Genomic DNA, 16,862 nt, shown 5'->3' with positions numbered 1-16,862 from the left:
CATGGCGCGCCGTGCAGCGCGCACCAATCATTAAAAGCCGGAAAATCCGGGGATCAGTATGGTGGCTGGCTGCTGTGGCGGTGTGTCAGCCGTGCTGGAACTGATCGGCTTGGGTTGGGGCGCAAAGTCAAAATCCAGAAATTTGCCCGTGCTGCGCGCATAATTATCCTTGGGATCATAATAGGGCCGATCGATGCCCAGATCGCGCGCTTCGGCCCGGCCCATATTGGCCAGAAGCGTGAAGGCCGACACATAGGCATCGCGGCGCGCACTGACCAATTGGACTTGCGTGTTGAGCAATTCCTGCTCCGCATTGAGGATGTCGAGTATGGTTCGCGACCCTGCGGAGTTTTCAACCTTCACGCCATCAAGCGCCAGTTCGGCCGACTTGACCGCTTCTTCCGCGGAGGTGATCGTTTCGAGTGCAGCGCGCCAAAGCGCATAAGAGGCGCGGGTTTGTGCGATCACGGCGCGTTCGGTCGCGGTCGCCTGCTCGATCGCGCTCGATTCGCGTGCGACGGCCTGGCGCTGCTGCGCGCCGGGACGCCCACCCTGATACAGGGGAATGGAAATAGTCGCCCCTGCCGATGCCGCCTTGTCATTGCGGACATTCACTATGCCACCCTGATTAACGACCGTGGACCCCAGATAGTCCGTCTGCGATCCGTTGATGAAGGCGCTGACCCGCGGCATGATCTGGCCATTGGCGGATTTCACGTCATATCGCGTCGCGTCGCGGGCCTTGTTGGCCGCAAGCAAGGCAGGATTGTTTGCCAGCGCCAGCGCCACGGCCGCCTCTGCACTTTCAGGCAAGCCGGGCAGCGCGGGCGGCACTTCAAGATTTTGCGGCGGCTTGCCGACAAGGGCGATGTAATTTTCCTTCGACGCGATGAGCTGCGCTTGGGCGCTTTGCAGGCTGGAGCGCGCCAACGCCAGGCGGGAGCGGGACTGGGCCACGTCGGTCCGGGTCAGATCGCCCACCTCGAACCGTTCCTGACCAGCGCTGAGGTTGATGTCCAGGGCGCGGACATTCTGGCGGTTCAATTCGACGATTGCACTGTCGCGCAACACGTTCATGTAGGTCGCGACAATGGACTGGAACAGATTCGCCTCGACGCTGCGCAGCGAAAACTGGCCGGATTCGACCCGCAATTTAGCGGCGTTCACGGCATTGCGGACGGAGCCACCATTATAGAGCGGCAAAACCACCTGCGCGTTCATGCTCAACGCTTCACCTGCAGAAATCTGGGGAAACTGGCGATAGATATTATTGGAATAGCTGATGCTGCTGTCCGCGAAGGGAAGGCCGCTGGACCGCTGGATGGCGACACTCTCGTCAACGGCGCGCTGGTCGGCCCGGGCTGCGGTGATGGAAGGGTTGTTCTTGTAAGCCAGCGCCAATGCTTCCATCAGCGTTTCGGCCGACGCTGGCGTCCCCACCATGGCAACAGCGATTATCGCTGCCAGCGGGAAAAAATTGCTTCGCCGTCCCATCATTGCCTTGCCCCACATTCCACCCCGCAGCAGGCATGCTGCTTGCGCACAGCCCTGCCAGAATAAGGTTAATGGTTCGCAAAGCATGATTGCGTCCGCATGCCGCCAGACGCGACCGGCCTATTTGGGCAAAAGCCCCATGCGGTTGTCAGGCAGACACTGCCGCGGATCAGGCCGGTCGATCACGGCGCAGTCGAAAAGGACGGTTTCCTTGCGCCGATCACCATCCACCCGATAGAAGAACGACATGGTCCGTGCCGCAGCGGCGGATATGACCGAACCGGATGGCAGGTCGCCAGGGTTGAGCCAGCCGATCACGGTACATTCCGGCTTGTCGCGACACATGCGATAGGCGGTGACGGCATAGGAACCCGCAAATGCGCCGGGTTCCAGCGACAACATATACGCGCCGGCAGCGGGCGCGGCGTCATGCAGTCGGCTGCCCTTCAATATCCATGCAGGAACGTCCGCCCCGGCATCCTTGCCATCGGCGCCGTTTGCCACCGACGAATGATCGCGCCAGTCGCCCATTTTGGCAAGGTCGTAGGACAGGATGGAGGACGGGCCATCTTCCTTTTTCGGATCGCCCGACAAGCTGGCGATCGACGCTATGACGGGTTCATCCGACATGCTGACCCTGCGCAGCATACCTGCGTGGGACCAGCGGAAAAATATATGCCCGCGTACCATCACCAACTTGTCCATCTGCGCGGACCAGTATGGCACGACATAGTCGGTGTGATAATGGGTTGCGGTGCTGACAGCCCCGAACACATAGCCGTTCAAAGCGGCCTTCGCGGCGATCAGCGCCCGCGACCAGGCTGATGCGCTGGGGCGGCGCCGCGCGATCGAGCCGTCGCAGGTAAAGGTGAACTGGCAACCAATGGCGCGCTCGCTACCCTGAAACACGACGCCGCACACGCTTTTGGGAAAGGCCGGGTGGCGCACGCGGTTCACCACGACCTGTGCCACCGCGCGCTGGCCAACCGGATCGTCACCGGCTTCATAATAAGCGGCGCTCGCCAGACATTCCTGCGCCCGCCGCCAATTGTCCGCCGACCCCGAATAGATGAACGGAGGCGCGGGAGGCCGGGGCGCCGTGGAAAAGGGCTGCGCAGCGTTGATCGCACGCGCATCGGGCGCGGCCAATGGCTTGAAGATCAGGGGCGGCGGTTCCACGCCGGTCGCCGATCGGCCGGTCGCCATGTGCGATCGCGGATCATAATTGGGGGGCACGCCATAATCGGGCTGCGACGGAACCGCTGTGAGCGCGTCGACAAAATGAACCGCCAATGACAGGCCCGCGGCTAGGATCAGCCCGCATAATAGGAGCGCGACGGTCTGGCGCGCCGACGGCTTGCCCCAACGACGGGGCACCGCATATTCGACCACGGCCGGATCAATGTCTGCGCTTTGATCGGCGGATGGAGGAGATGCAGTCATCTGGCGAATCCAATTTTGAAGCAGCCCCCTAACATCAAATGGTTAATGATGTGGGAAGAAAATGCGATTGGTTGTAGAAGAAGAATATTCCATGCGAGTCAAAACCTGAATGGAACGGGAGGGGCGAAATAGTCTGATGGACATGCCTACCGAACAGACCCTGCGCCGGCGGATTCTTTATCGTCCCCGTTCGTTCATTGCCACTGCGCGACTCCAGGCGCTACTGGCCGTTCGGCGCGGGGACCGCATGTCGCCCCATATCTTCATCGTCGGCGCACAAAAGGCAGGCACGACATCATTGTTCCGGGATCTGGCGAACCACCCGCAGATCATCGCGCCGGTCGCCAAGGAGATCCATCAGTTCGACAGGCACAAGATGCGCCCGCTCGACAATTATCTCGCCCACTTCCCGTCGTTGCAGGATGCAGAGGAGCGCATGCGCCGAGTGGATGCGCCGGTGATGACGATGGATTGTACCCCTTATTATTTCATGCATCCCCAAGCCGCCGAACGCATCAGCGCCTTTTGCCCGGACGCGAAGATCATCGTAATGCTGCGTGATCCATGCGCGCGTGCATGGTCGCATTATTGGCATGAAGTCGCGCGCGGTTTCGAAACATTGGAACCGGAGGCAGCCTTTGCCGCCGAAGCTGAACGGATCATCAAGCCGCACGACCATGTCGGCCCCGACAGGCAGGCGCGTTTCGCGCACCAACATCACAGCTATTGCGCGCGTAGCGAATATGACGTGCAGATCAGCCGGTGGCAGGCGCTGTTCCGATCCGATCAACTCCTGTTCATCGCCACGGAGCAATATCAAGAGAATCCGGCAGCAGAGCGCGATCGCATAGCGGCGTTTCTGGCGATCGGACCTTTCGCGCATGCGCAGGACCAAGGCAGGCTGAACGAGGGACGCTACCCCGCCCCTGCCCCTGCCATGGCCGCCTGGCTAGACCAGCGCCTGCACCGATCGCGAGAGCGGACCCGCGCCATGCTTGGCGCCGATTTCGGGTGGCCCACATGGCGCGGATAATCCAGACCCCGCCCCCCGCGCCTGCCGGCACCCAACCGGCCTGGCCTGCGCACGACATCCCGCCAGGCGATGCAAGCCCCTGCTCCACGCATCGCGAATATGGCGCGACGGCTATCCCCTCAGCGATCGGGAAAGAAATAACCCCGATATTCGTCGTTGGCTGCCAGCGAAGCGGATCAACCCTGCTGGGGGCCATGCTGGGCAGCGGAAATCGCATGATCGCAACGCCCGAGTCGCAATTTGTCGCCGACCTGATGCCTCATGATCCTCGCCAGATCATGGAGTTGGGACGGGCGATCGACGCGATCACGGCCCATCCGCGCTTCAAGCTGTGGAATTTTTCCATCGGCGATCTGCGCCCCGCCGGATACGGCACGTTCATGGACGCGGTGAATTGGCTGGTGCGGACCTATGGCGCCCGATCGGGGCGCATGGATATAGATTATTGGGTGGAGCATCAGCCGGGCAATGTGCGGCATATGCGGGCTTTGGCGGAGGCGTGTCCGGACGCGCGATTCGTCCATATCGTCCGCGATGGACGAGCCGTAGCCAATTCGCTGCTCAAGGTTGACTGGGGACCAAACAGCATTTCCAGCGCGGCCCATTTCTGGTCTCAACGGGTGGCCATGGGCATGGCGCTTCGCGACTGCCTGCCGCCCAACCGTTGGGCGCGCGTGCGATATGAGGATCTGCTCGCCCAGCCGGATGAGGAATTGCGCCGCATTTGCGCAACGCTGGAATTGCCCTTTGACGAAGCGATGATTGCGGCGCGCGGCTATCATGTGCCGCCATCAACCCGCAAACAACATCACCTGGTCGGCCAGGCGCTTGCCCCCCAACGGATCGATGCCTGGCAGCAGGAATTGAGCCAGCGGCAGGTCGAGATATTCGAGGCGCATGTCGGCCCGCTGATCACCTATCTTGGCTATCAACTTTCCTTTGGTCGTTCAGCGCGCCTGCCCAGTGCCGCCGAAACCGCTCGCATGATCATGGTCCAGCTTTTTCAGGGCTATCGTAACCGGTTGAAGCTTGCGATCAACATCGGCAGGGCGCGCGCTGAGCGGCCTGCTGCCGATAATGGGAGCACGGCCGCTACCGCCTATCCCTGGCGGCGTGGCGTCTTGCGCAGGATCTGCCAGATGGCGTCCAGGTTGGTGGTCAAATAGCGCCAGAACAACCGGCGCGGCTCCAACGCCATGCGATACAGCCATTCAAGGCCCGCCCGCTGCATCCACATCGGCGCGCGCGGACGACTGGCGGACAGGAAGTTGAACAGCCCACCGCATGTCTTGACCCAGGCGATACCGCCGAAGCGATGCAGGTTGCGCGCGACGAAAACATCTTCCCTGGGCATTCCGAGAGCGACCCACAAAATATCCGGTCGAGCATCGAGGATTTGCTGGACCACGGCATCTTCTTCTTCGGCGGAAAAATAACCGTTGCGCGCGCCAGCGATTACAAGGCGCGGGTAAAGCTGGCGAACCCGCGCAACGGCCCGGCCATTTTCTTCGTCCGTCGCGCCAAGGAAATACATGCTGTAGCCATGATCCTGTGCCGCTGCGGCAAGATCATGGAACAAGTCGGTCGTCGCCGCGCGATCGGGAATTTCCCGGCCGGCGATCAGCCTGGCCGCCCACAATACAGGAACGCCGTCAGCCGCCACCGCGTCAGCGTGGCGATAGGCGTCCCGAAATACGCGGTTACGCGCATATGCGGAAATGACATTGCCATTGATCGCGGCGTGGTAACGGGTTGTCGCACGTCCCTCGCGCGCCTCACGGCAGTCATCGAGCATCAGTTGCACCCATTGCCGAGTGGACAAGGGCGAAACTGGAATGTCGGCAATGATGACGGGCGCGACAGGTTCAGGCGAGTCGGATAAATGTAGTGACTTCATCGCTTCCCGTGCCCATCAGCATATGTCGATGTTGCTTGTCACACCGCCATGGCAAGGTCAATAAAGACCGTTATTCCGCTTATTTGCCTCGGCGATTCGAGGGAAAATTGTGAAATTGGGGGTTTGCTATGCGCTCTAAAGCCTGGATTGTGGCGACAATCATGATGAGTTCGGTACTGACGACCGGATGCACCACCAGTGGCCCGCTGCCCGCGGCGGCGCCCGGATCAGTGGCCGCGACGACGACATACCGGATCGGGGCTGGCGACAAGTTCCGTCTGAACGTATTTAACGAACCCGCTTTGTCCGGTCAGGAATATTCGGTGAATACCGAAGGGGAAGCATCGCTGCCGCTGATCGGGCTGGTCAAGGTCGACGGCATGACTCCCCGTGAAGCAGAAGCGGAAATCACGAAGCGCTATGCTGCCGGTTTCATCAATAATCCGCGCGTAAATATCGATATCAGCCAGTATCGGCCCTTCTATATATTGGGAGAGGTCAAGCAGCCGGGCCAATATCCCTTCGCCACGGGCCTGACCGTGCTCAGCGCCGTCGCTATCGCGCAGGGCTATACCTATCGCGCGGACCAGAAGCGGGTGTTCGTGCGGCATGGCGACAAGTCGAGCGAGGAATCCGTACCGCTTGCTGCGGATACGCCCGTGCTGCCTGGCGACACAATCCGTATTCCCGAACGCTTCTTCTGATCGCCAGGCCTATGGTCGCTTTGGGCTTTGCAGTCCCGACCAGACGCCTCGACAGGAGATATTGGCAGACCCTGTGTGCAAATGTGCACGGGGTCTTTGCCCCAGCGCCTAATCGTGACTATAATGTGCAACAACGGTCCAAGGCGTGAACGCACCCGACTGGCGCGCGCGTATTGCGTACCTGTCCTATTATTGCTTCACGGTTTCAAAATGAAACATTGGACGGCATAAACTCATTGCCTGGCATAAGGCATCCGGTAATGTTGGGGTATTAAGATGCCCGCGTCGAGCAGGTATTAAGGGGTAGCCGTGTATATAGCCGCGGGAACTAGTACTTCGGCTGAGAAGTCCCGTAGGGATGGCAGTCTAATTCGTGTCGGCATCTATGGGCTGCAATGGGCGCTCGACGTGCTGATCCTGATCGGCAGTTTTTCTTTTGCCAGCCTGATGCGTTTTGGCCACCTGCCCGTGGGGGAGAGCCGGAACTGGATTATCGTCCTGGTCTCGGTATTCATGGTCATCGCCTTTTACGGTCGACTTTACACGCTCGATTCCATGCAATCGCTCACCACATCGGTCAGGCGCGCGGCCATGGCCATGATGTGGGCCCTGTCGATTGCGGTGATGGGTTTTTTTGCGTCGAAACATGTCGATACCATATCTCGGCTGGTACTGTTCACGGGCACGATCACGGCGTTCACGCTGCTGCTTTTAGTTCGCCTTCCTTTCTTCCTCCTCATCCACCGCATCGTCGGCAATCGGCTTTTGCGCAAATTATTCATCGTGGACGGCGTGGAACCGCGCGAAATGGAAGGTTATGATATCGTCCTTTGCGCTGATCTCGGTTTGAAGATCGATCTGCACGATCCCGCCGTCCTGCATGCGCTGAGCAGCAAGATCCGCGAATATGACCGTGTCCTCGTCGATTGTCCGGTCCATGAACGTGAAAACTGGTCTCTTTTCCTGCAAGGGGTAGGCTGCATCGGCAGCCTGCTGATCCCCGAACTGCAACCCGTCATTTCCGATCATGCCAAATTGAGGCTGGAATCGGCGTCTATCCGTGTTTCCACAGGCCCGCTCGATTTGCGAAGCCGTGCATTGAAGCGGGTTTTCGATCTGGCGGTGACCTGCTCCGTGTGCCTGTTCCTCGCTCCCTTGCTGGCCATCACCGCCATCTGCATCAAGCTGGACAGCAAGGGGCCGGTACTGTTCAAGCAGCTGCGCATGGGCAGAGGCAACCGGCTATTCTATGTCTACAAGTTCCGCAGCATGCGGGACGATCTGGCCGACGCTACCGGCAGCAAATCGGCATCGCGCGACGACAAGCGGATCACGCGCGTCGGACGGATCATTCGGGCTACGTCCATCGACGAATTGCCTCAGCTTTTTAACGTGTTGCGTGGCGACATGTCGCTGGTGGGGCCAAGGCCGCATGCTCTTGGTTCGAAGGCCGGCAATGACCTGTTCTGGAAAGTCGATACGCGCTATTGGCTGCGTCATTCGACCAAACCCGGCATTACCGGACTGGCTCAGATCCGGGGGTTCCGAGGCGCGACCGAAACCCATCGCGACCTGACCGAACGCCTGCGGTACGATCTTGAATATCTGCGCAACTGGTCGATTTTTCGGGATATCAGCATCCTGCTCGCAACCTTTGGCGTGGTCGTGCACAAAAACGCCTATTGACCGCTATCGCAGGATCGGGACTGCCCGGTTCGCTGCATAGAAATCAAGACGCGCGCTATCGCAACTGCAATACTCAGTTGCCCCTTCGCCGCACGGCCCATTGCTGTAGCGGATATTTGGCAAAGTTTCGGGCCAGATCGCGCAGCGCAAACAGCCAGTCCGTGGCTGGACGATCGCTCAGGGAACGGATCGCTCGCCTCTGCACCTCGAAGGTGGAGAGGAAATAGCCCGGCGACCAGGCGAATTTCTGTCCGAAATGATAGCGCTTGGCAATCCGCACCGGCGCGCACCGGGCAAGCCGAAAACCCGCCGCGCCGAGACGCACCCAAAGATCATAGTCGAAATGGCTCCGACGATCGAGGGCATAATTGCCCACCGCCTGCATGGCGTCGCGCCGGATGCATGAACCTGAATGGGAAAGCTGGTTCTTGCGGCCCAACCGGTGGGTCACGTCGGTCAGCGCCGTTGCCTGGGGCTGAATGCGTGTCCAGTCGGCAGCCTCGCCAGGGCCGATCATCAACCGTTCGAAACTGATCGCGGCGACGTCCGGCCGGTCATCCATGACAGCGCACGCCGTTTCCAGCCAGGTCGGATGCGCCAGATCATCCGCGTCGAGAATTGCCACGAGCGGCGCGCTCCCTTGCGACAATGCGAAGTTGAGCGCCTTGCCACGCCCCCGATCAGCATTAGTGAATAAGGCAAACCGGCCATCCTTGTCGCAAAATGCTCGCGCGATGGCCGCGCTGTCGTCCGTGCTCCCGTCATCCACCAGAATGAAGCGGGCATCAGCCAGTGTCTGGGACGACAGGGATGCCAGAGTGGGCTCCAGCGTGGCGGCAGCATTGAAAAACGTGCAAAGCAGATCGATGCTGGCCGGCGGCAACGTCATATGGCGCATATCCTGACATGAAAACGCCACCCTAGTCGGCAGGCGAGACTCTGTACCCCACCGCGAGGCCTCTCGCAAGCAGAGGCGGACGTCGGGCGAAAGACGCCTGACGCTCAACGGCCCGTCTCGAAATGACTCCTTGGCACATCGATCGAAGCGATAAGCCGTCGAGATCATGCGGCAGGCAAATGCAAACTGTGAAACTGGCAAATGGTTTATGCACTGGACAAAGCCGGACGCTTCTTGGACAGACAATGCTGTCCTGCAACAAGGCGACCGACGCTGATGACGCAAATGCTTTCGGCAAACTCCGTACGACGGCCCGCCATGGCCGGCGGCACGCGTGCGCATAGCAATCTGGAACTGCGCTATGCCATCGGGATAGTCGTCTATATCCTGATCTATCCAGCGCTGCTGTCCGCGCTCGCGGGCAATTGGGCAGGCGCGATCGAACAGCGCGAGGAAGGGTCAGCGATCATCCAGCTGCTCAGCATCGCGGTCTATGGCCCCGCCCTGTTCATCATGATCGCACGCTTCGGCGAAGTGCTGCGCTATCTTCGTCCGGCCTGGCCGCTATTGCTGTTGCTCGTGTGGGCGGGCGCTTCGATCCTGTGGTCCGTTCAGCCCGATGCAGCCGTCCGCCGCTTTTTCGCCCTTATCCTCTTCAGTCAGGCCGTGTTGTTCGTCGCAATGCAGCAACGGCACGAACAATGGCTGCCGATCATGGCGAAGATCTGCTTTGCCGTGCTGGTCATCAACGTGATTTCGCTCGCGATTCCCGGCGTAGGGTTCAATTTCGTCGGCAAATATGCTGAAAGCGGGTCGATCCGCGGGATTTACCCAGGCAAGAATTATTTCGGCCCGGTACTGGCCTTTTCCATGCTGGTTTTCGCGACACAGGCCTTCGCAACAAAGGGTTCCACCCGCCGTCGATGGGCGGCGGTCGTGCTGGTCAGTCTGGTGATGCTCTTTTTCTCCAACTCCCGTACGCCGCTGATCGGCTTTGTCGGCGGGCTCGGCGCCATGTGGCTTACGCGCTTTGTCGTGATGCCGGAAGGATGGCAGCGGCGCCTTACCCTGCAGTTGCGCGCGGGACTGTCGGCCTTTGCCCTGTTCGGCACCATCGTCGTTCTGCCATCGCTGATGATCGGATTACTGACGCTGCTGGGGCGCGACCTGACTCTGTCGGGCCGTACGCGTCTATGGGATTATGCTTATGCCATCGGCATCAATCGCCCAATGATGGGGGCCGGATACAAGACCTTCTGGGTCGACAAGCTGACGGCCAATCTGCGTGACTTCCATGCGCATTGGTCGGAAGGTTCAGCGACCATGGCGATGACGGCGAACGGCCATAACGGCTATCTCGACATGTGGCTGGAACTGGGAATGGTGGGGCTGGTTTGTTTCCTGTTCGCCTGGTTCATCCTTCTGGCGCGCAGTCTGCGCAACATCCGGCAGACCCGTGATCCCGCCAACCTGTTCCACATCGGCGTATGGGCATATTATTCCATATATAGCATCACCGATTCCAACATTCTGACACATTCCGACCTTAGCTGGTTCTTTGTGACCTATTGCTTCCTGACGCTGGGCATTGCGTCCTATCGGACGCGCCCGCGCCAGGTGCAAAGTTGAATATGGCTGCTCTCATGACCGTTCCCAATCTTATCGTGGCTGGCTCGCAGAAATCAGGCACGACGTCCTTGTGCGCAGCGCTGGAGCAGCATCCCGACTGCTATCTTTCCAATCCCAAGGAACCCAACTTCTTCTCGCGCGCCGTCAACGAACAGCGGCTTGCAAGCTTCAGTCGCTGTTTCCGCGGCGTTCCCGGCCATGCGCAGGTCGTTGTGGACGGGACGACCACCTATATGGCGGACCCGGCCATAGCCGAGCGGATTTACCGCATGCTGGGCCCCGACACAAAATTCATCTTCGCCCTGCGAAGCCCGCGCAAGCGCGCCTATTCCGGCTTTCTCCACATGCTCAAGCGGGGTCATGAACGCCGCACCGCACAGGAGGCCTTCCTCTCCCTGCCCGACGATCCCGTAGCCGCGGTTCGGGCCGAACGGGCCAATGTCGAGGTTGCCGCGGCTGCCCGCCAAGTCGTCGCCGGGCCCTATGTGCGCCAATATGATGATGTGCTGTGGAATTTCCGCTATCTGACCAACAGCCTGTTTGCCGACCAGATCGAACCGTTTGAACGTCTGTTCGGTCAGGACAATATCCTGATCCTGTTGTTCGAGGATATGGTGACCGATTTCATGTCCGAACGGGCGCGGATCGCTGCATTTCTCGACATTCCAGAACAGGGTTTGCCCCAAACTCTGCCGCGCGAGAACCAGACCCGCATGCCGGACACCGGCACATTATGGGGCAGGATCGACGAGCAATTGCGCCGTATCAAACGGGGCAATTTCGTTTTCGTGCGCAAAGCGGAAGGGCAGGCGCCGTCCCGCGCGCCATCCGATGTCGATGGCAAGCTGACGCGTCTGACCGACAGCGAAGTCGCGGTTTGGGAACAGAGACTTGGCCGTGATTTGCGGGCGATAGGGTGGTGACCGGCAACAGTAAGGTTACCGTTGTTGACTCACTTCTGCCGCGATGCAAGAACCCTGATTTCAGGGCATCTCCTCGTGTCAGAAAGTAAATCTTTCACCACGATGACGATGGACAAATATCAGGTCGGCGCAAAGTCGGCGCAAAGGAAGCAACGATGACAACGGCTGAAGGCCAATATGTAACGCCTACAGAAGACAGCCCAATTGATCTGCGCACTTTGTGGCTGATCATGCTGCGCAGGCGGATACCCTTTCTCATCGTGGCGACGGTCGTGCTGGCAATCGGCTTGGCCGTCGCGCTGATCATCCCCAGCACATATGTCAGCTCAACCAGCGTGTTGATCGAACGTCGATCGACCAATGTTGCAGAGGGGCAGTCGATCGTATCGAGTTTGCCTGCTGATTCGGCGGCGGTCGATACCGAAGTGCAGGTTTTGCGTTCGCCCGACCTTGCCCGTCGCGTCGCCGAGAAACTCCATCTGGACCGTGATCCGGAATTCAACCCCAGACTGCGCGATCCCGGATTTGGCGAATGGCTGAGCGGGCTGTTCGGCAAATCCCCCCCGCCTGTGCGGCCGGGGCTGGATGTCGTCACCAACTCGCTGCTCAATCATATGTCGGTCGGCCGACAGGGTCTGACCTATGTCATCAACATCAGCGTGTCGTCGCGCTCGCCCCAGACCGCGGCCGACATAGCCAACGCAACAGCGCGCGAATATCTGGCGCAGCAGGCCGAATATAAGCGATCGGTCGCCGAGAAGGCGCAAAATTTCTACACAGAGCGTATGCGCGCGCTGAGCACGGATGTGCAAAGCAATGCGTCCAGTGCGTCCTCCATTCGGGCGCGCACCGGCATTACCAGCGGCTCAAACCCCTCTTCCTATGACGAGCAGACCATCGCGGACCTGCGGCGGCAACATTCCGAAGCGTCCGCCAGCCTGGCCGCCAAGCGCGCGCGTTACAATGCCGCCAGCCGTTCGCAGAACAATCCGTCGTCATTGCCCGACGTGCTCGCATCGCAAGTCATCCGCGACCTGCGTTCGCAGCGTGCGAAAATCGCGGTCGATGCGTCGCAGGCCACTACCCGCTATGGTGAAAACCACCCCGAAGTGGCGCGGACCCGCAACCAGCTGGCCGAAATCGATGCTGAAATCGCGGCTGAAACGCGCCGGATCGTTTCCGGCCTGGCGGCCGAAGTCAGCACCGCGCAGCAGGAAGTCGCCAGCCTTGGCGCCGCGATCGCCCAGCAGCGATCGGCCGCAATACGCAATTCCGACGCATCGGTGACTGCCCGGAAATATGACACGGACGCCGACGCATCGCGCGCAGTCTATGAAGATTTGGCCAAGCGTCGCAAGGAAACCGTCGCCACGGACGAACTCGCCACGCCCGACGCCAGCATCGTCTCTGTCGCTTCGCCGCCCAATTCGCCCAGCTCGCCCAACCGGCCCCTGCTGATCCTGCTGACGCTGGCGGCCGCTCTCACCTTCGGATTGCTGGCGATCATCATCGCAGAACTGCTCGATGTGAAGATTAGCTCCGGTGAGGATGTGAAACGCCATCTGGGGCTCAATCGCATCGCATCCATCCCTGGGGTGAGCCCAAAAAACTATAACGAGCATCTGGCGCGTCTTGTCTATGAAAAGCCCCAGTCGAGCTTTTCTGAAGCAGTCCGGGCGCTCAACATGACGCTGCGCGGCGGACATGCCAAGCAGGCCCTGCCGACTGGACAGGTGATCGTCATCACATCGGCCCTGCCGCATGAAGGCAAGACGACCATCGCGACGTCGCTGGCCCTGTCCATAGCCAAGGCAGGCAGCCGCGTATTGCTGATCGACGCCGACGTGCGCCGGCCGCAGGTCGCCGCATCATTGGGGATCGCGACGCCCGAACATGGCATAGCCGAAGTGGCCACTGGCAAGATCGATCTGGCGTCGGCCCTGGTGTCCACTGGCACCCCGCTTGATCTGCTGCTGGTCGCCGTGACCGCGAAGGGCATCGACATTTTCTCAAGAGGCCAGTTTTCGGACCTGATCGAAAAGGCCCGCAAGAAATATGATGTCATCGTGATCGACACGCCGCCTGTCCTGGCCGTTAGCGATGCGACGGTCATCGGTCGGGAGGCCGACCATGTGGTGTTCATCACCAGGTGGCGCCGGACATCGCGCTTTGCTGCAAAGGCGGCAGTGGAAGCGCTCAAGGCCAGCGAAGCGCCCTTGTCGGGCGTGGTCCTCAATGCCGTCGACCTCAAGAAGCAGTCGCTCTACGCGGACAGTGATCCGCTGGCCTTCTACGGGGCTTACAAGGCCTATTACGCCAACGAAGAATGATAGACCGCTTCGCTTGGCGCGGTTGAGCCAATCTTCCTGGGCGGGATGTTCTGATAATGGGCATCCAGCCCAAATAGTGCGTGCCAAGAGAGTCGAGAGCATGACGCGCGACGCGAACCAAGCTCGCTGACCGAGGGTGTGTCGCCCTGTTCCCCGACACTATGGATTGATGACCGGCGCGCGCCAAGTGCATAGGCTTGGCCGCAAAGGCGACATCGTCAGGGCAGATTGACGATACGGGGCTCATGCCCCTTGTCACCCAGCCAGCCCGTCAGGGCGTCGAACGGCATCGCGATCGTCGCCGTATTGCGCAGGGGATGGACGGCGATCAGCGGCTGATCGTCGAAGCTTGCATCGAACACCACGCTTAATTCTTCGGCTGACGCATTGGGCGCAGCGAGGGGTGAAACCGCGCCGGGTGTGATGTGGAGCAGGCGCTCCATATCGTCCGGCTTTCCGAACGAAAATTTTCCCGCGCCCAGCAGTTCGGCAAAGGCTTTCAGATCGGCACGGCGATCATGCGGCAGTGTGATGAGCCAGAACTGCCCCTTTTTGTCCTTCAGAAACAGATTTTTGGTATGTGCGGCCGGCAGCGCCTCATGGATGGCAGCGCTTTCGTCGACCGTATAGACAGCCGCATGTTCGTGCTTCTGCACAGGGACGCCGCGCGCGGCGAAATCGGCGTAAATGTCATCTTCGGTCATCGGCGGCAGGATGACGAGCCCGAATGGCAGCCGCGCGGACAATGGCGTCACGCTTTCCGGACATTTGCGACACATCCCCTCCCAGCCGCAGCGTGGGCATGAGCCAGCGGACCCCTATGCCAGATCGCCAAGCGCCTTCCTCAGATCGCCCAGCCAGGGTTCGAAAGGCTTCCAATTGTCCACGCCTTCCCGGTTGATGGGACGGCGAACCTGCTCGGAACTGGCGGTGCGAACCGCCCGGTCTGTCTTGTGAAAATCAAGGCAGGACTGTTCGAACGGAACCCCCACATAATCAACTATTCGTCGCACCTCCGCTTCTAGATCCGCCAGCACATCTTCATGCTGGACGCGCAGGATACGGCCGGGTGGAAGCGCCCTTTCCCAATGAGCCATCAGATCGACATAATCGCTATAATATTGCCCGATCTCGGTCAGCCCATAGGTGAATTGCTGGCCATCGGCGAAGAGTTGTTTGAAGCCCGAAAAGCAGCAATCCATCGGCGCGCGCCGGGCGTCGATGATCTTTGCGTTGGGCAGGATCAGGTGGATAAGGCCGATATGCCGGAAATTATTGGGCATCTTGTCGATGAAAAAGGGCGCGCCCTTGCGATGGATGCGGGTATTTTCAATATAGGCTTCACCCATCTGCCGCAGTTGATCGGCGGGCAGATCATGCAGGATCGCCGGATAGGCATCGCGTCCCCGCCCCCTTAACTGCTGCGCCAGCGCCAAAATATCGGGCAATTCCAGCGTGCCGTCGATTTGGCTGTGTGAGGCCAATATCTGCTCCAGCAGCGTCGAACCAGCGCGCGGAAGGCCCAGGATGAAGATCGGGTCCGGCGCAGAGCAGCCATTGCCCGCATTTTTGTCGAACAGATCGGCTGTGCACGCTTCGGACTGCGCCCGCAGTTCCGCTGTCATCTGGTCGGCGCTGTAGCGTAATTGTTCGCGTTTCAGCCTGTTGCCAGCGTCGTAGAAGCGGAAGGAATCCGCATATTCCCCCCGGTCCTCATGCGCTTTGCCAAGTGCGAAACTCAGGTGGACACGGTCCATCAGTCGCAGGTCGTCGCGGGCAAGCTGGGCATGCATCGCCGCCACCTCGCCGTCCTCGAACCGGAAAGTTTTAAGATTGGCCAGCGCGTACCAGGGATCGCCGAGGTCAGGGCGCGCCGCGATGGCGGCACGATAGGAAGCAATGGCTTCCTGCTGCTGCCCACAGGTTTTGAGCGCATGCCCCCGCGACGTCAGCGTGGCCGGATCATCCGGCATGCGGGCCAACACGGACTCGAACAGGCCAAGCGCCTTGTCATATTTGCCCGTCTGCATATTTTCGATCGCGAGATGCGATTGAAACAGCGGATTGTCGGGCTGGAGGTCGACCAGATGCTGCGCCTGCGCTTCCGCCGCAGAGAATTTCTGCCGTTTGCGCAGAACCTGCATATAGTCGAGCCGAAGCTGGATATTGTCCGGTTCGAAAGCGACCGCGCTTTCCAGCAGAAATTCCGGATCGTCGAATATGCCCAGCCGTACGCCGATATCGGCAAGCAGGCGCATCGCTTCGACATTATGCGGATTTTCGCGAAGGAAGTGGCGGCACAATTCCTCCGCCTTGAGGATGCGTCCTTCATGGATATGGTTGAGGACGGCAAGCAACATGCGCGGCAATCCGGCAAGCCGCTCCGCCTGCGCCATGCAATTGCGCGCCTCGCCTTCCCTGCCGCGTTGAGCGAGCAAATTGGCCTGGTGCGTCCAGCTCGCCTCCAGTGATGGATTGAATTCGCAAGCCCGGCGATAGGCGACGATGGCGCCCTCCAGATCGCCGGTATCGCGCGCCAGATGTCCCGCCTCCTGCCAACCACGGCCATGTTCAGGATGGGACTGGCGCAGACGCCTTACAAAATCACGCGCGCAATCGAATTTTCGCGCATAGCGCGCGGCCACGGCGGCGATATAGAGCGCGTCGCCGTTGGCCGGGTCGTCGCGAAGCAGCGCTTCGCACAGGTGGATGGCGCGATCATGCGCCTGCTGCTGCAGCGCCTGCCTTGCCTCAGTCAGCACGTCGTCCTTGCTTTCGTCGGTCGCCGCACCGTTCATATCAGTTCCATCGCCCCAAGGTGGGAA

The 16,862-nt window shown here is 60.2% G+C and carries 13 protein-coding genes; 7 read left to right on the top strand and 6 right to left on the bottom strand.

What is annotated here, in order from left to right; translation table 11 throughout:
- Window positions 1–30 precede the first annotated feature (30 nt).
- Both IWY39_RS11850 and IWY39_RS11845 read right to left on the bottom strand, forming a co-directional pair.
- Window positions 31–1,512 (bottom strand): TolC family outer membrane protein, encoded by a 1,482-nt coding sequence (locus IWY39_RS11850; RefSeq protein ID WP_107123522.1) that lies wholly within the window; start codon window positions 1,510–1,512, stop codon window positions 31–33.
- A 102-nt stretch (window positions 1,513–1,614) separates the two neighbouring features.
- Window positions 1,615–2,937, bottom strand: coding sequence for a cell wall hydrolase (locus IWY39_RS11845; RefSeq protein ID WP_107123523.1), 1,323 nt, complete (start codon window positions 2,935–2,937; stop codon window positions 1,615–1,617).
- Between the two features lie 136 nt (window positions 2,938–3,073).
- Between IWY39_RS11845 and IWY39_RS11840 the strand changes: the two genes are divergently transcribed.
- A complete protein-coding gene (locus IWY39_RS11840; protein ID WP_107123552.1) occupies window positions 3,074–3,970 on the top strand; it encodes a sulfotransferase family protein in 897 nt (298 codons plus the stop codon).
- The gene (locus IWY39_RS11835; protein WP_231377519.1) at window positions 3,958–5,136 is read left to right on the top strand and encodes a sulfotransferase family protein; all 1,179 of its coding nucleotides are present in this window, start codon (window positions 3,958–3,960) and stop codon (window positions 5,134–5,136) included. Before IWY39_RS11840 ends, IWY39_RS11835 begins: the two co-directional genes overlap by 13 nt.
- Here IWY39_RS11835 and IWY39_RS11830 read toward each other — a convergent pair.
- Window positions 5,070–5,867, bottom strand: coding sequence for a WecB/TagA/CpsF family glycosyltransferase (locus IWY39_RS11830; protein WP_017181763.1), 798 nt, complete (start codon window positions 5,865–5,867; stop codon window positions 5,070–5,072). The genes IWY39_RS11835 and IWY39_RS11830 overlap by 67 nt on opposite strands.
- 161 nt (window positions 5,868–6,028) lie before the next feature.
- Here IWY39_RS11830 and IWY39_RS11825 point away from each other — a divergent pair, with 161 nt between their 5' ends.
- A complete protein-coding gene (locus tag IWY39_RS11825; protein WP_229380562.1) occupies window positions 6,029–6,571 on the top strand; it encodes a polysaccharide biosynthesis/export family protein in 543 nt (180 codons plus the stop codon).
- A 309-nt stretch (window positions 6,572–6,880) separates the two neighbouring features.
- Window positions 6,881–8,257, top strand: a complete 1,377-nt coding sequence (locus IWY39_RS11820; RefSeq protein WP_229380563.1) for a sugar transferase — start codon at window positions 6,881–6,883, stop codon at window positions 8,255–8,257.
- A gap of 73 nt (window positions 8,258–8,330) precedes the next feature.
- Here IWY39_RS11820 and IWY39_RS11815 read toward each other — a convergent pair whose 3' ends face one another.
- A complete protein-coding gene (locus IWY39_RS11815) occupies window positions 8,331–9,146 on the bottom strand; it encodes a glycosyltransferase family 2 protein (protein WP_107123553.1) in 816 nt (271 codons plus the stop codon).
- A gap of 285 nt (window positions 9,147–9,431) precedes the next feature.
- Here IWY39_RS11815 and IWY39_RS11810 point away from each other — a divergent pair, with 285 nt between their 5' ends.
- The 3 genes from IWY39_RS11810 (at window position 9,432) to IWY39_RS11800 (ending at window position 14,037) form a co-directional block, all read left to right on the top strand.
- Window positions 9,432–10,784 (top strand): O-antigen ligase family protein, encoded by a 1,353-nt coding sequence (locus IWY39_RS11810; protein WP_229380564.1) that lies wholly within the window; start codon window positions 9,432–9,434, stop codon window positions 10,782–10,784.
- Window positions 10,785–10,798: 14 nt separating this feature from the next.
- Window positions 10,799–11,707 (top strand): sulfotransferase family protein, encoded by a 909-nt coding sequence (locus tag IWY39_RS11805; RefSeq protein ID WP_229380565.1) that lies wholly within the window; start codon window positions 10,799–10,801, stop codon window positions 11,705–11,707.
- A 155-nt stretch (window positions 11,708–11,862) separates the two neighbouring features.
- The gene (locus IWY39_RS11800; RefSeq protein ID WP_219905864.1) at window positions 11,863–14,037 is read left to right on the top strand and encodes a GumC family protein; all 2,175 of its coding nucleotides are present in this window, start codon (window positions 11,863–11,865) and stop codon (window positions 14,035–14,037) included.
- A gap of 218 nt (window positions 14,038–14,255) precedes the next feature.
- Here the strand turns inward: IWY39_RS11800 and IWY39_RS11795 are convergent, their stop codons facing one another.
- Entirely contained in the window at window positions 14,256–14,792 is a 537-nt protein-coding gene (locus IWY39_RS11795) for a prolyl-tRNA synthetase associated domain-containing protein (protein WP_229380657.1), read from the bottom strand.
- A gap of 63 nt (window positions 14,793–14,855) precedes the next feature.
- Window positions 14,856–16,835 carry a tetratricopeptide repeat-containing sulfotransferase family protein gene (locus IWY39_RS11790; RefSeq protein WP_107125141.1) on the bottom strand — a complete coding sequence of 660 codons (1,980 nt, stop codon included), beginning with the start codon at window positions 16,833–16,835 and terminating at the stop codon, window positions 14,856–14,858.
- Window positions 16,836–16,862: the final 27 nt, after the last annotated feature.

Source organism: Sphingobium sp. JAI105 (assembly GCF_015752145.1).
GTDB lineage: Bacteria > Pseudomonadota > Alphaproteobacteria > Sphingomonadales > Sphingomonadaceae > Sphingobium > Sphingobium xenophagum.
The sequence above is the reverse complement of the archived record's forward strand: the minus strand, read 5'-3'. Positions and strand labels throughout refer to the sequence as shown.